Raw genomic sequence first — 15,989 nt, forward strand, 5'->3', positions numbered from 1 at the left:
TGCCGATGAGCCGAACCGATCGTCTAAAGCCTGATGTCGAGCGTCTGCTCGCGGACGATATAGGCCTTCTGCCGGTCGGTGATGTAGTCCCGCACAATGGGTGCGGCATCCCGTGAGCGCGACAGCTGCATGTGAAACACCAGTTGGCTGCCGGTGCGGAACATCATTTCGCAGCTGATGAGATAGAATTCCCACATGCGGGCAAAGCGCTCGTCATACATCTCGACGATCTTGTCGCGGTTCTTCTCGAAGCGTTCCACCCAATGCTGCAGCGTGGTGGCGTAGTGCACGCGCAGGAATTCAAGGTCGGTAACCCAAAGATGGTTCTGTTCAACGACCTCGAAAACCTCCGAAAGAGCCGGGGAATAGGCGCCCGGAAAGATATATTTTCGCAACCATGAACTTGCCATTCCGGGTGGGCTCATATGACCGATCGAATGCAAGACGGCGATCCCGTCATCGGGCATCAGGGCGTTGAGCTTTTTGAAGAACTCGTCATAGTGCTGCACGCCGACATGCTCGAACATGCCGACGGAGACGATCCGGTCGAAGCTTTCCTCGACGTCGCGATAGTCGCGCAGTTCGAACCGGACGCGACCTTCGAGACCAGCCTCTTTCGCCCGTTGCGCCGCCAGCGCCTGCTGCTCCTTCGACAGGGTGACGCCCAGCACTTCCACATCTTCGAGTTTGGCGAGATAGAGCGCCAGATCACCCCAGCCGCAGCCGATGTCGAGAACCTTCATGCCAGGACGCAGGCAAAGTTTTGACGCAAGCAGTCGCAGCTTGTTGCGTTGCGCCTGCTCCAGCGTCTCGTCCGGCTCACGGAAATAGGCGCAGGAGTAGAGCATGTTCTCATCAAGAAACAGCTTGTAAAAATCGTTGCCGAGATCGTAGTGATGCGCAACATTGCGCTGCGCCTCGCCCTTGACGTTCGACTGCTGGCGGTTGCGAAAACGCATTTTGATGGCGCGCAGGATTTTCTGGACCGGATAGGAGCCGAGGGACAGCCGGTTGATGGAAAACAGCGTGAGAAAGTCGCGAAGCGTCGAGCCGTCCTCGAATCGGAGCGTTCCGTCCATATAGGCTTCTCCGGCCGCCAGCTCCGCATTGAACACGAGCGTCCGGTAGAGCTTAGGGTCGGTCAGCCGCATCGTGACCTCCGGGCCGGGCTCGCCGGTAAAGACGTGTCGCGTGCCGTCCGCGTCGATAACCGTCAGTTTTCCTTTTTTAACAAAGGCTTTCATCATATGCGACAGTGGAAACATGCGCCCTCCGGGTGATATCGCGGCTCCGAGGCCTCACTTTATCACCGGTTTTTCAAAAAGCGCGGCCTATATCAGCGACCGCCAGCGATAGCACAGGCACTTGCCAGAACGACAAGCATCGTGCCGGCAATCTGCAGCGATGTCATAGGCTGGTTCAGAATCCAGAATCCGGCAAGCGCGGCCATGGCGGGCTCAAGGCTCATTAAAATTCCAAAAGATGACGTGCTCATGCGCCGGATTGCGACCATCTCCAAAGCATAGGGAATAAGCGGCACGAGAAGAGCAAGGCCGGCAATGGTGACGGCACCTCCGGCGGTCATGCGTGGAAATTCGCTCAAGCCGAAAGGTGTCGCGACGACCGCTCCTATCAGCAGCGATATGGAAAGGCCTTCCAACCCTTCGAAACTGCTTCCGGCCCTTTTCATCAGCACGATGTACAGCCCCCAACCGGTTGCCGCACCAAAGGCAAAGAGCACTCCCGTGGTATCACCGATCCATCCGTTTCCGTCATGCGAGAGCAGCAGAACGCCGGCCCCGGCGGCAAGCGGCCAGACAAGCCTCCAGCCCCAACCGAAGGCGAGAGTGGCCACGGCCAGGGGTCCGAGAAAATCGATGGCGACCGCGAGGCCGAGTGGGATACGCTCGATGGCCGTGAAAAAGCAAAGCGTCATACCGGCCATAGAGCCGCCGAGCAAACAGGCGGTGCGCCATTGCGCGCCCGTGTAGCTGAAGATTGGCGGCCGAACGAACAATGCCAGCAGAAACGCCGCCCAGACAAGCCTGAACCATGTTGTTCCGAAAGGTCCGTAGGCCGCAATGGCTGTCGCGGAAAAGGCTGAACCGAACTGTACGCTCACCATCGAAAGCAGGCACATGAGGCTGCCCGTGACCGCGCCATGATTTCCAGGACGACCACTTCCGGTATGGGCTGGAAAACTTAGCTTCATGAAGACACCCTGTTGCGGTCTTACTTGCGGACCGCTTTAAGCGGAGAGCTTCACTCAGGCAAATTCATAGTTGTTGTCGTGAGCATGAAGGAATCTGATTTTGCCGAAACGGAACAAAATGAGCCCTCTTCCGTTTAATCGGCGAAGCAGGATTTACGACAAGGAACCCAAAAATGGAAGTTAACGGTGTAGGCTGGATTGCGGCGATCATTATCGGCGGTCTGGCAGGATGGTTGGCAGAGCAATTCATGAAGTCCAATATGGGCGTCGTGATGAATATTCTTCTGGGCATCGTCGGCGCGATCGTCCTGAACGCAATCCTCGCTTTTGCCGGAATGGGCTTTACAGGCTGGATTGCCTATCTCATCGTCGGTTTCATCGGCGCTTGTATTCTCATCGCGATTGGGCGTGCCGTCCGGCGGTAATATCCTGAAGGGATAATCGAATGCTAACATTTGCGGCTGAAGGCAGCGGCCAGGGCAGGCTTGAAATCAACGGAAACTCTGAACCGGTCTCCTACGAACTGGTCGTGGCCCGTGAGGACGATGATTCCCGTCAGGTCCGCATTCGCCTGATGGCGCCGCGGGACTGGCTGATCAAGCAAGGCTTCAACGGCGAGGCTGTGCTGGTGCGCAGCAACGGATCGCGTATCGAAGTGCGGCGAGAAGAGGGCGTTGATGTCGGCTCAAGTATCAGCGTCGCCCTTGAAGGGTATGACGAGAGCATCGACAATGCCGAAGAGATTGCTCAAGCATATCCTGAACTGAAGCATTGATCGATTGCTAAGGGCGTCGCAGCGACGCCCTTAGTTTTAGATTGCACAAATCAATCTTTGGCGCGCTCTACATAGGATGCATCTTCCGTCAGGATCACGACGCGGGTGCCAACGCCGATATGCGGCGGCACCATGGTGCGGACGCCGTTCGACAGGATTGCCGGCTTATAGGATGAGGAGGCAGTTTGTCCCTTGACGACGGGTTCTGTCTCGACAATCTCAAGCGTCATGCGGGTTGGCAATTCCAGCGCAAGCGCCAGACCCTCGAACATCTTGAGTTGAACGACCATGCCCTCCTGCAGATAGGCTTTGTCGTCGCCGACAACGTCGGGCGACACGGCAACCTGATCATAGCTTTCGGGGTTCATGAAGTGAAAACCCTCGCCATCCTCGTACAGGAACGTATGATCGCGGTCCTCGACAAAGGCCCGCTCGACCTGTTCGGTCGTGCGCCAGCGTTCCGAAACCTTCACGCCATCGGAAATACGGCGCATATCGACCTGGGTAACAGGCGTGCCCTTTCCGGGGTGGAAGTTCTGGGCTGTCAGAACGGCATACAGTTTGCCGTCGACTTCGAGAACATTGCCCTTGCGGACGGAGGAGGCGATTACCTTGACCATAAGTCTTCCTTGTAACTGAATTCGATGCGTCGTAGAGGAGCGCACGAAATGCGCGGCAAAAGACGCCGAGATGCGTTTTCGGGCCGCACCTATCCTATATCGGCGCAAATTGCCAGCAGAACGGTCGGTCCTGCCGAAGAAACCGTCAGAACTTTGCGGGTTGAACCGGCAAAGTGATCGAATACGACAGGATTGTCATGCGCGCTGCCTCCCCCTGGTGGACCCCGGATGTCCATGCCGACCGTCGCGGCTTTCTATTGGCCCGCAACCGGATCCAGGCGGCCTTGCGCGGTTTTTTCGCGACGCGTGAATTCATCGAGGTCGACACTGCGACCCTGCAGATTTCACCCGGCAACGAAGCGCATCTCCACGCATTTGCAACGTATGCTATCCATTATGATGGCAGCCAGGCACCGCTCTATCTTCATACCTCGCCTGAATTTGCCTGCAAAAAGCTCCTGTCGGCCGGTGAAGCGCGCATCGCTTGTTTTGCGCATGTCTATCGCAACCGCGAGCGCGGCCCGCTGCATCATCCGGAATTCACCATGCTTGAATGGTACCGGCGCGGCGAGACCTACGATGTGCTGATGAACGATGCCGCAAAGGTTCTTGCCCTTGCGGCGGAAACTGCGGGCGCAAAACACCTGACGTATCGCGGCGCGACGGCCGACCCCTTTGCCGAACCGGAGAGGATCACCGTAGCCGAGAGTTTTTTGCGCTTTGCCGGCATTGATCTCTTCGCCTCCATAGCAGGCAATGGAGATACGGATCGGCATCGGCTGGCAGAGGAGTTGGTCGGGAAAGGCATGCGCGTTGCAGATGACGACAGTTGGGCCGATCTGTTCAGCCGGGTGATTGTCGAGAAGGTCGAACCCAATCTGGGCCAGGGCCGTCCGACGATTTTGTGCGAATACCCTGTGGCGGAGGCGGCTCTGGCGCGGCCGACACCGCGGGATGGACGGGTCGCGGAGCGCTTCGAGCTTTACGCCTGCGGCGTCGAACTTGCCAATGCATTCGGTGAACTCACGGACGCTGACGAGCAGCGCCGGCGGTTTTCTGCCGAGATGGCGGAAAAGCAGCGCGTCTATGGCGAAGCCTATCCGCTGGACGAGGATTTTCTCGAGGCCTTGCGGATCATGCCGGAAGCGAGCGGCATCGCGCTTGGCTTCGACAGACTGGTCATGCTCGCAACAGGAGCGGGGCGGATAGAGCAGGTGATGTGGGCGCCGGTTCCGGATATGCGGCTTTCGCAGAACGGAAGGGGCGTATGAGCGCGCTGCGGACCCTGAAGACAGTTGGCGATCTACAAACGGCGAACCTGCTGTCCGTAGGTGAGCACCAGAGCCTTGAACGGGTGGCAGAGCGCTATGCCGTTGCTGTGACGCCTGCGATGGCGGCGCTGATCGATCCGGATGACCCGAATGACCCGATCGCCCGCCAGTTCCTGCCCGATGCTGCGGAACTTCTAAGATTGCCCGACGAGCGGGAAGACCCGATCGGCGACGCCGCACATATGCCTGTCGAAGGCATTGTTCATCGCTATCCGGATCGGGTCCTGCTGAAGGCCGTGCATATTTGCCCTGTCTACTGCCGTTTCTGCTTTCGCCGCGAAATGGTCGGCCCACAAGGCCTCGGCACCCTTTCATCGCAGGCGATGGATGCGGCATTTGCTTATATTGCCGGCCATCCCGAAATCTGGGAAGTGATCCTGACCGGCGGCGATCCGCTGGTGCTTTCGCCGCGCCGCCTTGCCGGCATCATGGAGCGGCTCTCCGGCATTGCGCATGTCAGGATCGTTCGCTTCCACACCCGCGTGCCCGTTGTCGAGCCGCACCGGATCGACGAAAGCTTGATCGCAGCCCTGAAATCGAGCGGCAAGACCAGCTATATCGCACTGCACGCCAATCATCCGCGGGAAATGACAGCCTCAGCGCGTGCCGCATGCGCCCGTCTTGTCGATGCCGGTATCGTCATGGTCAGCCAGTCGGTGCTGCTGAAGGGCGTGAACGACTATCCGGATACGCTTGCGACGCTGATGCGGACATTTGTCGAGAACCGCATCAAGCCGTATTATTTACATCATCCGGATCTCGCACCGGGCACCAGCCATTTCCGCGTCACCATCGAGGAGGGGCAGGCGCTTGTGGCGGCGCTGAGGGGCCGCGTGTCCGGTCTCTGCCAGCCGGCCTACGTGCTCGACATCCCCGGCGGGCACGGCAAATCCGTCATTTCCGCCTCGGCAATCGCCGACCAGGGCGGCGGTTGCTATACGGTGTCGGATTTTCGGGGCCAAAACCACACTTATCCGCCGCTCACCGGAGAATGACCGGTCGGCTTGTTGCGGCCGTCAGCCCTCCTTGATCGGCGCAATCGCGATTTCGACGCGGCGGTTCTGCGCCCGGCCGGATTCCGTCGCGTTGGAGGCAACAGGCCGGTCAGGCCCGTAGCCGACGGCTGACATGCGGCGCTGATCGACGCCGCGCGAGCCGAGATAATTGGCGACCGAGACCGCCCGGCGTTCGGAAAGGCCCTGGTTGTAGCCGGCCCCGCCGGTCGAATCCGTATGACCGTCGACATCCACCAGCGTCTTGTTGAACTTGCGCAGGACAACCGCCACGGAATCGAGCGTTGAATAGAAGCCGGGATTGACCTGGTCCTGGTCGGTGGCAAACGTGATGTTTGACGGCATATTAAGGATGATGCGGTCGCCGGAACGGGTGACGGAGACGCCCGTACCCTGCAGCTGGGCGCGCAGTTCGGACTCCTGGCTGTCCATGTAGTTGCCGATCAGTCCGCCGCCCAGTGCGCCGATGCCGGCTCCGACAAGCGCTGCATCCCGCCGTCCCGCGGCGCTTCCGCCGACGAGAAGCCCGGTCGCGGCACCAAGGCCCGCACCGATCAGCGCGCCGCCGGCCGTGTTCGACATTTTTTGCTCGCCCGTATACGGGTCGGTGGTGGTGCAGCCGGTAAAATAGACGGCGGCGATGGCCAGAACGGCAAATTTCTTGATCATGGAATCAGGGTCCCCAATGGTGCTTTCTGCTTCATACTACCGATTGCGGCAGGAAGATGAAGACCGGGACCGAATCCTTTGACGAAAGCGTGGGAGAATTCTGAAGCCTGCCGCCAGTTCTTTTCTCAGGGCTCCCCGGCCGGCGTCAGCGATTTGTAAAAGAAGGTCGATCCGCAGTAGCTGCCGTCTGGCATCATCGCATACTGCGGAATAACGCCGACGCGCTGCCAGCCGAATCTCTCGTAGATGGCTTCCGCCGGACTGCCGGTGGCCGTGTCGAGGACCAGAATGTGGCGGCCATGCCTGATGGCCTCGTCTTCGGCGGCATCCATCAACAGCCGCGATAGCCCCAGGCCCCGAGCCTTGCGATGAACGAGCAGCTTTTTGAGGTCCGCCCGATGCGGCTGGTTCGGCATCGTCCCGATGCCCAGTTGCACCGTGCCGAGAACGGTACCATCGACGTCGGCAGTGATCAGAACGCTGCTTGTCTCGGCGACCGCCGCTGCGACACCGCGCCAGTAGGGCAGTGCGTCGGCCGCCGTGTAAGGCAACAGAAAGCCAACCGAGGCGCCACCCTCGACGCAATCGGAGAGGATGTCCGCAAGCGCCGGGATGGCTGTTGCGGTTTCGGAGGCGGTGAGCGTTCGGACCGTGATTTTTGGCATTCGACTATGCTTTGCTTCTGGCGAGGATGATGGCGTAGCGTGCCACGCGATCGTGGGGATTGTGGAAGATGTGAGCCTCGGCAAGCCGCATGAAGAGGCAGTCGCCCGCCTCCAGCACATGGGTTTCGTCGCCGGTCGTCATCGTCAGTCTTCCCTCGAAGAGCCAGAGATGCTGGGTCAGTCCGGGCTCGAACTGCTGCCGGTCGAATACCACGCGTGCCCCCGGTGGAAACTCCACCTCGACGATATCGACAGGCGATCCCATGCCGTCAGGCGAGACAGACCGGCGTAGATAGCCTGTCTCCGGATCGCGCCAGACATGCTGGTCCTTCCGCCGCAATAGCGGCTCCGGCGGCTTCTTCTCGTCGGCAAAGAAGCCGGAAAGGGTCGTTCCCAGCGCGTCGCAAAGGCGTGCCAGCAACTGCGCCGTGGGGCTCGCTTCGCCACGCTCAATGCGTGAAATCATCGCCCGGCTGACGCCGGAGCGCACGGACAGGTCTTCCAGCGTCATTGCCTGCGCCTGTCTCATTGCTTTCACTTTCAGGGCGATCGCGCTATCCACGGGTTGCGTATGTTTATCCATTATATGAGAATGATTGATCCTTATAATGGAGTCAAGCGGCGCTAGCTCCCCGACGAGGTAGACTCTGATGGATTGCAGCTCGGGCAATTATAGTGAAAAGAGCCTGCATTTCCTGCTTTGCGGCTGTTGAGCGCGCTGCTATATGCGGCGCATGAGCACAACACCTTCAAAGACGCCCCTGTCGCATATCCGCAATTTCTCGATCGTCGCCCACATCGACCATGGCAAGTCGACGCTGGCCGACCGGCTGATCCAGTCGACCGGCGGCCTTGCCGCGCGCGAAATGTCCGAGCAGGTTCTCGACAACATGGACATCGAGAAGGAGCGCGGCATCACCATCAAGGCGCAGACCGTGCGCCTGCATTATGTCGCCAACAATGGCGAGACCTACGTTTTGAACCTTATCGACACGCCCGGCCATGTCGACTTCGCCTACGAAGTATCGCGCTCGCTGTCGGCGTGCGAGGGGTCGCTGCTGGTGGTGGACGCGTCGCAGGGCGTGGAAGCGCAAACGCTGGCCAACGTCTACCAAGCGATCGACAACAACCACGAGATCGTCACCGTTCTTAACAAGATCGACCTTCCGGCCGCCGAGCCCGACCGCATTCGCGAGCAGATCGAAGAGGTTATCGGCATCGATGCCTCCCAGGCCGTACTGATTTCGGCAAAGACGGGCTTGGGTATTCCCGACGTTCTGGAAGCGATCGTGCATCAACTGCCGGCGCCGAAGAGCGAAGGCGGCGAGACCGCGCCGCTGAAGGCGCTCTTGGTCGACAGCTGGTACGACACCTATCTCGGCGTCATCGTTCTCGTGCGCATTCTGGATGGCGTGCTGAAAAAGGGCCAGACCGTGCGCATGATGGGTACGGATGCCAAATATCAGGTCGAACGCGTCGGCGTCATAACGCCGAAGATGGTCACCGTCGATGCGCTTGGGCCGGGCGAAATCGGTTTCATCACCGCCTCGATCAAGGAGGTGGCCGATACCCGTGTCGGCGACACGATCACCGAGGACAAGCGTCCGACCGCCAACATGCTGCCGGGCTTCAAGCCGGCGCAGCCGGTCGTGTTCTGCGGCCTGTTCCCGGTCGATGCCGCCGATTTCGAGGACCTGCGCGCTGCCATGGGCAAGCTGCGCCTCAACGATGCGTCGTTCTCGTTTGAAATGGAATCCTCGGCCGCTCTGGGCTTCGGTTTCCGCTGCGGCTTCCTCGGCCTGCTGCATCTCGAAATCGTCCAGGAACGCTTGGAGCGCGAATTCGACCTCGACCTGATCGCGACCGCCCCGTCCGTCGTCTACAAGCTGTTCATGACCGATGGCACCGAGCGCGAGCTGCACAACCCGGCCGACATGCCTGATGTCGTCAAGATCGCCGAAATCCACGAGCCCTGGATCCGCGCGACGATCCTGACGCCGGACGATTATCTCGGCGGTATCCTCAAACTCTGCCAGGACCGCCGCGGCATCCAGGTCGAACTGACCTATGTCGGCTCCCGCGCCATGCTGACCTACGACCTGCCGCTCAACGAAGTCGTGTTCGATTTCTACGACCGGCTGAAGTCGATTTCCAAGGGCTACGCCTCCTTCGACTACACGATCACGCAGCATCAGGAAGGCCATCTTGTGAAGATGTCGATCCTCGTCAATGGCGAGCCGGTCGATGCGCTCTCGATGATGGTCCATCGCATGGCGGCCGAAAAGCGTGGCCGCGACATGTGCGAGAAGCTCAAGGAGCTGATCCCCAAGCACATGTTCAAGATCCCGATCCAGGCCGCCATCGGCGGCAACGTGATTGCCCGCGAGACCATCTCAGCGCTGCGCAAGGACGTGACCGCCAAGTGCTACGGCGGCGACGCCACGCGCAAACGCAAGCTGCTCGACAAGCAGAAGGCCGGCAAGAAGCGCATGCGCCAGTTCGGCAAGGTGGAGATTCCGCAGGAAGCGTTTATCGCAGCGCTCAAGATGGGCGACGAGTGATCATGTCTGCCAAGAGAATCCGCGTACACGACGCGCATTCCCTTGGAAATCGCCATTTCCCAACTTGTCGTTGGTCAGCGACTTTGTTCTCTTGTTTAAAAGGAACGTCTCTGGCGAATCGAGAATGCCAAAGCCACCCTACTTGATGTCCTGTCAAAGTTGCCGGTAACAGGCTGGTCACTTTCGTTGAAAAGCATCCACAACTTGAACTCCGGATTTCTCTCCATTACACCTTGATCGGCGCGGGCCCGGAGGGTGGACTGCGGGAGCGATGAAAGGTGTCTGCAATGCACAAGTTCAAGATTGTGAAAGCCGCGAACGACCAGTTCCGTGTTCAGTTCCTGTACAATTCAGAGGTGATGGTCTGGTCCGAAAATTATGCATCCAAGGCAAGCGCCAAGAACTGCATTGAATCGATCAAAAAAAATGCGCCTGACGCCTCTACCGTCGATTTGTCGAAGGGTGAAAGCGGCTCAGGCTACCGCTTCGAGATTGTCGAAAACAAGGACGGGCAGCATTTCGTACGCTTCAAGGCTTCGAATGGCGAACCCATGGTTCATTCTGAATCATATGCCTCGAAAGCCAGCGCCAAGAACTGCATCGAATCGGTAAAGAAGAACGGTCCGGACGCCTCTGTCGAAGACGAAACTGTCAGCGTCTGAGCGCTTATTCGTAAGCGGCACATCGCTTGATGACGTTTCAACCGACCAGAGAACCTTCCGCATCCCTGCGGTGAACCCGGCGGCAGCCTCTGCTTCCGGCGGGTTCACAGGGACTGCCAAGCGATACCGCGTATCGCCGAAAGCAGCGGATAGGCGCCCTGTTCACGAGGGGGCGCGGTATCCGGAAAGCATTCTTTTGAAAAACAGCATCAGTTCGCGCCTCTTTGCCTTCAGGTGAAACCAACGTTGCCTGCTCTGGAGTTGTTTGAACGCAGCGGCGTCATGCTCGTTGCCCGGGGCTATTTCTGAAAGGACCAGCGCCGATTGAAGAGCCTCCGCAATTCGGCCGGCCTGGGCGAGATAAATCCGCCTCCGCCGATGGACGGCGGGATTGTCCGGAGCCGACAGGACGGCGAGATTTAACGTCTCTATGGCTTTGGGCAGGTCGCCGCCTGTGGCGTGCAAATGTGCTAGCTGGAGAATATCGGACGTGCCGGCCTGGGGATTGTCAACGACCTCCGCAGCAGCCACCCTCGCTTCGGAGAGCCGGCGCAATGCCTCAAGACAGTCGCGTCGCCGCCGCATGGCCAAAAGATTACGGTCCTGTTCCAACACGATATCGAGGTGAAGAAGCGCATCGGCATAGGCCTGCTTGGCCATCAGAATGGACGCCAGATGCAGACGATCGGACATATTGGCGGCCTGTGTCTCGACAAGAGCAAGACCATCTCGCAAAGCGTCGTCAAAGCGCCTGATCTTCTCCAGTGCATTGCGACGGGTTCTGAGCAGTCCAATGCTGCCCGGGGAGATCTGAAGCCCCGCATCCGCCGCATCAACGGCACTCTCCAGCCGGTCCAGTCTGACCGACAGACTGGCGATCCGATGGAACAGCGAGGCGGAGCCGCCGCGCCCGTCAATTGTTTTTCGGGTAAGTTCCAGCGCCTCTTCCAGTTTTCCAGCCGCAATCAGCACGGATCCCTGATGGTAGAGAAGGTCTGTCCGGTCTCCTCCCACGGTGAGAGCAAGCTCCGACAGGCGCATGGCCCTTTCGATCCGTTGCCTTGCAAGGTTCCACTTGGACATCTCGTTGAGTATAACGACGGAGTGTCGTTTCGATGCCCTCGACCAAAGCCGCGGCGGCGCCGGCTGGCCCTCAAGGGCGGCAAGAACATAAGATTTCAATTGCCCGGTATCGGACATGGCTTCGGCGCTGGGATGGCCCGAGAACGGAAATGCCGTGTAGAACCCCTCTGGAAAGGCGGGCCGGACTTCCATATCGATATAGGCAAGATCGGATTTGACATTTGGATCGAAGACCACCCGCGGCCGGACAGCTGGGTCGGCGACCGACGAGAGGATCTGGTGCTGTTGCTGGGACATGCTCACAAAGCGGGCAAATTCTGGCAACATGAAGCGGGGATCGACGGAATTTCTCGGAGAAATCGCGATGGGCTGCGCGCCGATTGCCGAGGCGAAGTACAAGGCGGCGTACCCCCCCATGCTTGCACCATAGGTGAAGCATGCGTTGAATTCGCTCCGCAACGGCATCACGATCTCGGCAAGCTGCTCTGGACTGAGGTCACGGTACCAGTTGTCGGCCCGCTTCTTGACCGCGATGACAGAGCAACCGTTTTTCTCCAGGAAAGCCTGGCCGAAACCGGCTGACGAGGGATCGTTGTCTCCAAAAGACGAAAACGCGATGACGAGGCATCGGGGGGCGTCACGAAAATTGCCCGCTTCGATGACTGTCATGCCATTCTCGAAAAGTATAGTCCCCATGGCCGCTTCAGTCCGACGGGCACGGCCAGGTCGAGGGAGCGGTCAGCCCGTCCGGCAGTTTCGTCTTGTCATCGCCGCAGGCAAGATCAATCTGCTGCTGCTGAAGACCTTCTGATTTCGACAGGTCCAGGCCCTCGATATGTGTCAGGAACAGGAAAGCTTGATCCAGAAGGATCGGCTTTTCGAATGTCGCGCCGGCAAGATTGGCGCGGGACAGGTTGGCCAGTGTGAAGCGGGCGCCGCTGATAACGGCATCTTTAAAATTGGCGCGCCCCAGTTCGGCCTTCTCGAAATCGGCACCGCTTAGCTGCGCGCCATTGAAATCGGCGCGCTGCAGCTCCGCGCTGGCAAAGGATGCGCCACTTGCAGAGATCTCGGCAAAACTTGAACGATAGGCTTCGATGCGCGAAAAATTGGCTTTTTCCGCCGTGGCGCCGTTCAGCCAGGTGCGGACAAGCGTGGCCTTTTCGAGGTTTGCAGCGCTCACATCAGAATTGCTGAGATCGGTCAGGGAAAGGTCTGCACCGCCAAGATTGGCCCCTTTCAGATCGCTCGCCTGCAGCATCAGATGCTTCTTGGAGCATTCGCTCCAGTCGAGGCCGGGTGCCGGCATCTCGTCGCAACTGGCGGCCGTGCCTGATTGGGGAAAGGCAAGCATGGCAAAAAGCACGAGAGAAGCAAGGTGCAAACCAGCAATCGCTGTGTTTGTGGCGCCGAATGTTCGACTGATAAGCTTGCTCATCCGATCCTCCGTTCCAAATTGCCTCTGCCCGCCATCCTCAGCGCCTGCAGCAATCTTGCTCTTACCTGAGATAGTGCGGCTTGTATGCGTGGCAAACGCAAATGGGTCACGCTACGGCGCTTATTTCATCGAAGCCGCGGCTGTCGGTACGAGCGCCTGTTCTGATCGTTTTGACCCAGGCGCGGGCCAGCGCCAGGCCGGCCTCTTCGGCCCTGTCGGCATGCCGGGCAGCGTGCCGGTCATAGTTGTCGAGCCAAGCCGGATCGAGACGGAGGATCTGGTCTCGAAAAACCCGGTTCCAGTCTTCAACAACACGTTTACCGGCTTCGAAATGGAACTGCATGCCATAGGCGGCGCGGCCGATGCGGAAAGCCTGGTTTTCGACGGCTGGACCGGTCGCAAGCAGGGTGGCGTTTTCCGGCAAGGTGAACGTGTCGGAATGCCATTGGAAAATCGGAAATGCCGCGCTGGCGGCACCAAGTACCGGATCGCCCCTTCCGGCATCGCTCAATTTCACCTCATGCCAGCCGAATTCCGCGTTGTGCCCGATGATGTTGCGCGCGCCGTGACCGCGCGCAAGAAGCTGACTGCCGAGACAGATGCCGAGCACCGACTTGTCGGCCTCGCAAAAGGCGCGCATCAGGGCTGCAAGGTCCGGAAGATAGGGATGAATGTCGTCATCAATGGCGCTTTGCTCTCCGCCGAAGACGACCAGCGCATCATGATCCCAGACGGAAGACGGCAGCATCTCGCCCTTAAACGGCTGACGCAAGTCGATCTCCGCATTGGTCTCCGACAAAGCCACGCCCACTTGTCCGAGGTCGGAGTGCTCCATGTTTTCAACGATCAGAACACGCATGATGTCTCCGCTGCGCACTGGTGCCTGCATCAGCGTTGACATGACGGAGCCGGGCGTTCAAGTGCCTTGGAACGGATTTCGCCTTGGTACCCGCTGCAGGATCGTCTCAAAGCCTTGACCTTTTGCCCCGAAAGTAGCATTTGACCCGCTTGGTCGCGCTCCAGGAGCGCCAGACAGCGGAAAAACCATGAGTAAACCCACAACTTCCGCCCCCTCGCAACGCATGCTGAGGGTCGGTGAACAGGTACGCGCAGCCCTCACACAGGTGTTGCAGCGCGACGAGGTGCGCGATCCCTTGATCGAGACAACGGTTATTTCGATTTCCGAGGTGCGCATGTCGCCCGACCTGAAGATCGCCACGGCCTATGTCGCGCCGCTCGGTGTTGCCGATCACGTGGAGATTATCGAGGCGCTGAACAGGAACGCGAAATATATCCGCGGCCGGCTGACACCGCAGCTCCGGCAGATGAAGTACATGCCGGAAGTCCGCTTCCGCGACGACACCAGCTTCGACAACTACAAGAAGATCGACGAGATTCTGAAGTCGCCGGAAGTTGTGCGTGACCTGAAGCACGAAGACGGCCCGAACGATAAAAACGGGGCGTGATGGCAAAGCATATCACGCTGGACGAATTGAACGGCTGGACCTTCGACCAGCGCCAGACTTTCTATCGCAATGGCCTCGCGCGCTTCGACAATGCCGAGGCGGTGCGCCTGGTGGAAATGATGGTTGCCTCCGGTTTGCCATTTCGCCGCGGCAAGGACATCGCCCATGGCGATCGCGAAATGAAGGCATTGGAGGCCATCATCTATTCGCCCTACAATGAAAGACTGCTGCTGGACGCCGCCGCTGCCGGTGCGCCGCCGCTTGGTGCCATCGAGCCTCTGCTCATCGAGGAGCTTGGCGAAGACTACCGGGCCGGCAATGGAGCGACGATCGCCGCTGGCTATCTGATCGCACGGCGCCTCTATGCCCTTGGCTTCGAGAAGAGCAGCAGCCAGAAAATGCCCGACGGCAGCGTTGCCCGGACGGCTGCGACCTTTCGCCAAAAAAGAGCCTAGACATGTCAAAACCCCGCAAACCCAAGGGCCGCCCGATCTCCGGCTGGCTGATCCTCGACAAGCCGCTGGATTTCGGCTCGACCGAGGCCGTGTCGAAGATCAAGTGGCTGTTCAAGGCGCAGAAGGCAGGCCATGCCGGAACGCTTGATCCCCTGGCATCGGGCATGCTTCCGATTGCGCTCGGCGATGCAACGAAAACCGTGCCTTATGTCATGGACGGGCGCAAGATCTATGAATTTGCCGTCGCCTGGGGCGAGGAGCGCTCGACCGACGATCTGGAAGGCGAGATCACGCAATCATCGTCGCAGCGCCCGTCAGAGGAGGAGATCCAGGCGCTGCTGCCGCGGTATACAGGTGTTATCAGTCAGGTGCCGCCGCAGTTTTCAGCTATCAAGATCGATGGCAATCGCGCCTATGATCTGGCCCGCGCAGGCGAAACCATCGATATTCCGGCGCGCGAAGTCGAAGTTTTCCGCCTGTCTCTGCTCGGTTGCACGCCAAATCTTGCACATTTTGAAATCGAATGCGGCAAGGGCACCTATGTGCGGTCTCTCGCCCGCGACTTCGGCCGCGACCTCGGATGCTTCGGCCATATCGCCTCCCTGCGCCGCAGCTTCGTGGCTCCGTTTGCCGAGGATGCGATGGTGCCGCTTTCGGATCTCGTCGCACTGGAGAAAATCGAAAACGACGAGGAGCGGCTGGAAGCGCTCGATGCTTTCCTGATCGACACGGGCGAGGCCTTGTCCAATCTGCCGCATATCGCAATTACCGAGGATCAGGCGCACCGCTTGAAAATGGGAAATCCCATTATCCTTCGCGGTCGCGACGCACCCGCCGCCGAACCCGAAGCCTACGCGACCTCGCGCGGCAAGCTCGTCGCCATTGGCGAAATCGGTGAAGGCGAGTTTCGGCCGAAACGCGTTTTCCTTTCGGATTGAAAACCCCGAGGATGCTTCTGTCCCGTGCCATGGCATCGGTTGCCTTCCGCGTGTTGCTGACGCATGGTCGGCATATCAACGGGATTCGCGAGCCCTATTCC

Annotated in this window: 18 protein-coding genes; 9 read left to right on the forward strand and 9 right to left on the reverse strand. The window is 59.3% G+C overall.

Annotated elements, in window-relative coordinates; genetic code table 11:
• Positions 1-23: 23 nt before the first annotated feature.
• Entirely contained in the window at positions 24-1,265 is a 1,242-nt protein-coding gene (locus tag PY308_RS01510; protein WP_275787280.1) for an SAM-dependent methyltransferase, read from the reverse strand.
• Between the two features lie 71 nt (positions 1,266-1,336).
• Positions 1,337-2,212 carry an EamA family transporter gene (locus tag PY308_RS01515; protein WP_275787283.1) on the reverse strand — a complete coding sequence of 292 codons (876 nt, stop codon included), beginning with the start codon at positions 2,210-2,212 and terminating at the stop codon, positions 1,337-1,339.
• 173 nt (positions 2,213-2,385) lie between these two features.
• Here PY308_RS01515 and PY308_RS01520 point away from each other — a divergent pair, with 173 nt between their 5' ends.
• Positions 2,386-2,637, forward strand: a complete 252-nt coding sequence (locus PY308_RS01520; protein WP_275787286.1) for a GlsB/YeaQ/YmgE family stress response membrane protein — start codon at positions 2,386-2,388, stop codon at positions 2,635-2,637.
• Between the two features lie 20 nt (positions 2,638-2,657).
• Positions 2,658-2,987, forward strand: coding sequence for a hypothetical protein (locus PY308_RS01525; protein ID WP_275787289.1), 330 nt, complete (start codon positions 2,658-2,660; stop codon positions 2,985-2,987).
• Positions 2,988-3,037: 50 nt separating this feature from the next.
• On the opposite strand, the gene efp is transcribed toward PY308_RS01525, so the two are convergent.
• Entirely contained in the window at positions 3,038-3,607 is a 570-nt protein-coding gene (gene efp / locus PY308_RS01530; RefSeq protein WP_275787291.1) for an elongation factor P, read from the reverse strand.
• 197 nt (positions 3,608-3,804) lie between these two features.
• On the opposite strand from efp, the gene epmA reads away from it, so the two are divergent.
• Together epmA and PY308_RS01540 are read left to right on the forward strand one after the other, a co-directional pair.
• Complete coding sequence (epmA, locus tag PY308_RS01535) at positions 3,805-4,878, forward strand: EF-P lysine aminoacylase EpmA (RefSeq protein ID WP_275787295.1); 1,074 nt, start codon at positions 3,805-3,807, stop codon at positions 4,876-4,878.
• Complete coding sequence (locus PY308_RS01540; protein ID WP_275787296.1) at positions 4,875-5,933, forward strand: lysine-2,3-aminomutase-like protein; 1,059 nt, start codon at positions 4,875-4,877, stop codon at positions 5,931-5,933. Before epmA ends, PY308_RS01540 begins: the two co-directional genes overlap by 4 nt.
• A gap of 21 nt (positions 5,934-5,954) precedes the next feature.
• Here the strand turns inward: PY308_RS01540 and PY308_RS01545 are convergent, their stop codons facing one another.
• The 3 genes from PY308_RS01545 to PY308_RS01555 form a co-directional block, all read right to left on the reverse strand.
• Positions 5,955-6,620 carry a YiaD family glycine zipper/OmpA-like lipoprotein gene (locus PY308_RS01545; RefSeq protein ID WP_275787298.1) on the reverse strand — a complete coding sequence of 222 codons (666 nt, stop codon included), beginning with the start codon at positions 6,618-6,620 and terminating at the stop codon, positions 5,955-5,957.
• Positions 6,621-6,745: 125 nt separating this feature from the next.
• Positions 6,746-7,285: a GNAT family N-acetyltransferase gene (locus PY308_RS01550; RefSeq protein ID WP_275787300.1), complete on the reverse strand. Its 540-nt coding sequence runs from the start codon at positions 7,283-7,285 to the stop codon at positions 6,746-6,748.
• A 4-nt stretch (positions 7,286-7,289) separates the two neighbouring features.
• Positions 7,290-7,868 carry a helix-turn-helix domain-containing protein gene (locus tag PY308_RS01555; protein WP_275787302.1) on the reverse strand — a complete coding sequence of 193 codons (579 nt, stop codon included), beginning with the start codon at positions 7,866-7,868 and terminating at the stop codon, positions 7,290-7,292.
• Positions 7,869-8,010: 142 nt separating this feature from the next.
• Between PY308_RS01555 and lepA the strand changes: the two genes are divergently transcribed.
• Together lepA and PY308_RS23040 are read left to right on the forward strand one after the other, a co-directional pair.
• Entirely contained in the window at positions 8,011-9,846 is a 1,836-nt protein-coding gene (gene lepA / locus PY308_RS01560) for a translation elongation factor 4 (protein ID WP_275787304.1), read from the forward strand.
• A 287-nt stretch (positions 9,847-10,133) separates the two neighbouring features.
• The gene (locus PY308_RS23040) at positions 10,134-10,508 is read left to right on the forward strand and encodes a YegP family protein (RefSeq protein ID WP_434064189.1); all 375 of its coding nucleotides are present in this window, start codon (positions 10,134-10,136) and stop codon (positions 10,506-10,508) included.
• Positions 10,509-10,670: 162 nt separating this feature from the next.
• On the opposite strand, the gene PY308_RS01575 is transcribed toward PY308_RS23040, so the two are convergent.
• From PY308_RS01575 to PY308_RS01585, 3 genes are all read right to left on the reverse strand, one after another.
• Positions 10,671-12,260, reverse strand: coding sequence for a tetratricopeptide repeat protein (locus PY308_RS01575; RefSeq protein WP_275787307.1), 1,590 nt, complete (start codon positions 12,258-12,260; stop codon positions 10,671-10,673).
• 34 nt (positions 12,261-12,294) lie between these two features.
• A complete protein-coding gene (locus PY308_RS01580; RefSeq protein WP_275790976.1) occupies positions 12,295-12,945 on the reverse strand; it encodes a pentapeptide repeat-containing protein in 651 nt (216 codons plus the stop codon).
• Positions 12,946-13,135: 190 nt separating this feature from the next.
• Complete coding sequence (locus PY308_RS01585) at positions 13,136-13,888, reverse strand: type 1 glutamine amidotransferase (RefSeq protein ID WP_275787308.1); 753 nt, start codon at positions 13,886-13,888, stop codon at positions 13,136-13,138.
• 187 nt (positions 13,889-14,075) lie between these two features.
• On the opposite strand from PY308_RS01585, the gene rbfA reads away from it, so the two are divergent.
• Genes rbfA through truB form a run of 3 tightly spaced genes read left to right on the forward strand, consistent with a single transcriptional unit; the run spans position 14,076 to position 15,888 of the window.
• A complete protein-coding gene (gene rbfA / locus PY308_RS01590) occupies positions 14,076-14,495 on the forward strand; it encodes a 30S ribosome-binding factor RbfA (RefSeq protein ID WP_275787309.1) in 420 nt (139 codons plus the stop codon).
• Positions 14,495-14,950 (forward strand): hypothetical protein, encoded by a 456-nt coding sequence (locus PY308_RS01595; RefSeq protein WP_275787311.1) that lies wholly within the window; start codon positions 14,495-14,497, stop codon positions 14,948-14,950. The genes rbfA and PY308_RS01595 overlap by 1 nt, the downstream gene beginning before the upstream one ends.
• 2 nt (positions 14,951-14,952) lie before the next feature.
• Positions 14,953-15,888 (forward strand): tRNA pseudouridine(55) synthase TruB, encoded by a 936-nt coding sequence (truB, locus tag PY308_RS01600; protein WP_275787314.1) that lies wholly within the window; start codon positions 14,953-14,955, stop codon positions 15,886-15,888.
• Positions 15,889-15,989: the final 101 nt, after the last annotated feature.

The organism is Pararhizobium gei, from assembly GCF_029223885.1.
Taxonomy (GTDB): domain Bacteria; phylum Pseudomonadota; class Alphaproteobacteria; order Rhizobiales; family Rhizobiaceae; genus Pararhizobium; species Pararhizobium gei.

Bases quoted from the DNA above. Each gene is read 5' to 3' on its own strand.
- epmA (WP_275787295.1), top strand. From the start codon at position 3,805: ATGCGCGCTGCCTCCCCCTGGTGGACCCCGGATGTCCATGCCGACCGT.
- PY308_RS01585 (WP_275787308.1), bottom strand. From the start codon at position 13,888: ATGCGTGTTCTGATCGTTGAAAACATGGAGCACTCCGACCTCGGACAA.
- PY308_RS23040 (WP_434064189.1), top strand. From the start codon at position 10,134: ATGCACAAGTTCAAGATTGTGAAAGCCGCGAACGACCAGTTCCGTGTT.
- PY308_RS01595 (WP_275787311.1), top strand. From the start codon at position 14,495: ATGGCAAAGCATATCACGCTGGACGAATTGAACGGCTGGACCTTCGAC.
- efp (WP_275787291.1), bottom strand. From the start codon at position 3,607: ATGGTCAAGGTAATCGCCTCCTCCGTCCGCAAGGGCAATGTTCTCGAA.
- PY308_RS01520 (WP_275787286.1), top strand. From the start codon at position 2,386: ATGGAAGTTAACGGTGTAGGCTGGATTGCGGCGATCATTATCGGCGGT.
- lepA (WP_275787304.1), top strand. From the start codon at position 8,011: ATGCGGCGCATGAGCACAACACCTTCAAAGACGCCCCTGTCGCATATC.
- PY308_RS01575 (WP_275787307.1), bottom strand. From the start codon at position 12,260: ATGACAGTCATCGAAGCGGGCAATTTTCGTGACGCCCCCCGATGCCTC.
- PY308_RS01550 (WP_275787300.1), bottom strand. From the start codon at position 7,285: ATGCCAAAAATCACGGTCCGAACGCTCACCGCCTCCGAAACCGCAACA.
- PY308_RS01555 (WP_275787302.1), bottom strand. From the start codon at position 7,868: ATGGATAAACATACGCAACCCGTGGATAGCGCGATCGCCCTGAAAGTG.
- PY308_RS01540 (WP_275787296.1), top strand. From the start codon at position 4,875: ATGAGCGCGCTGCGGACCCTGAAGACAGTTGGCGATCTACAAACGGCG.
- PY308_RS01545 (WP_275787298.1), bottom strand. From the start codon at position 6,620: ATGATCAAGAAATTTGCCGTTCTGGCCATCGCCGCCGTCTATTTTACC.
- PY308_RS01580 (WP_275790976.1), bottom strand. From the start codon at position 12,945: ATGCTTGCCTTTCCCCAATCAGGCACGGCCGCCAGTTGCGACGAGATG.
- PY308_RS01525 (WP_275787289.1), top strand. From the start codon at position 2,658: ATGCTAACATTTGCGGCTGAAGGCAGCGGCCAGGGCAGGCTTGAAATC.
- rbfA (WP_275787309.1), top strand. From the start codon at position 14,076: ATGAGTAAACCCACAACTTCCGCCCCCTCGCAACGCATGCTGAGGGTC.
- PY308_RS01515 (WP_275787283.1), bottom strand. From the start codon at position 2,212: ATGAAGCTAAGTTTTCCAGCCCATACCGGAAGTGGTCGTCCTGGAAAT.
- truB (WP_275787314.1), top strand. From the start codon at position 14,953: ATGTCAAAACCCCGCAAACCCAAGGGCCGCCCGATCTCCGGCTGGCTG.
- PY308_RS01510 (WP_275787280.1), bottom strand. From the start codon at position 1,265: ATGTTTCCACTGTCGCATATGATGAAAGCCTTTGTTAAAAAAGGAAAA.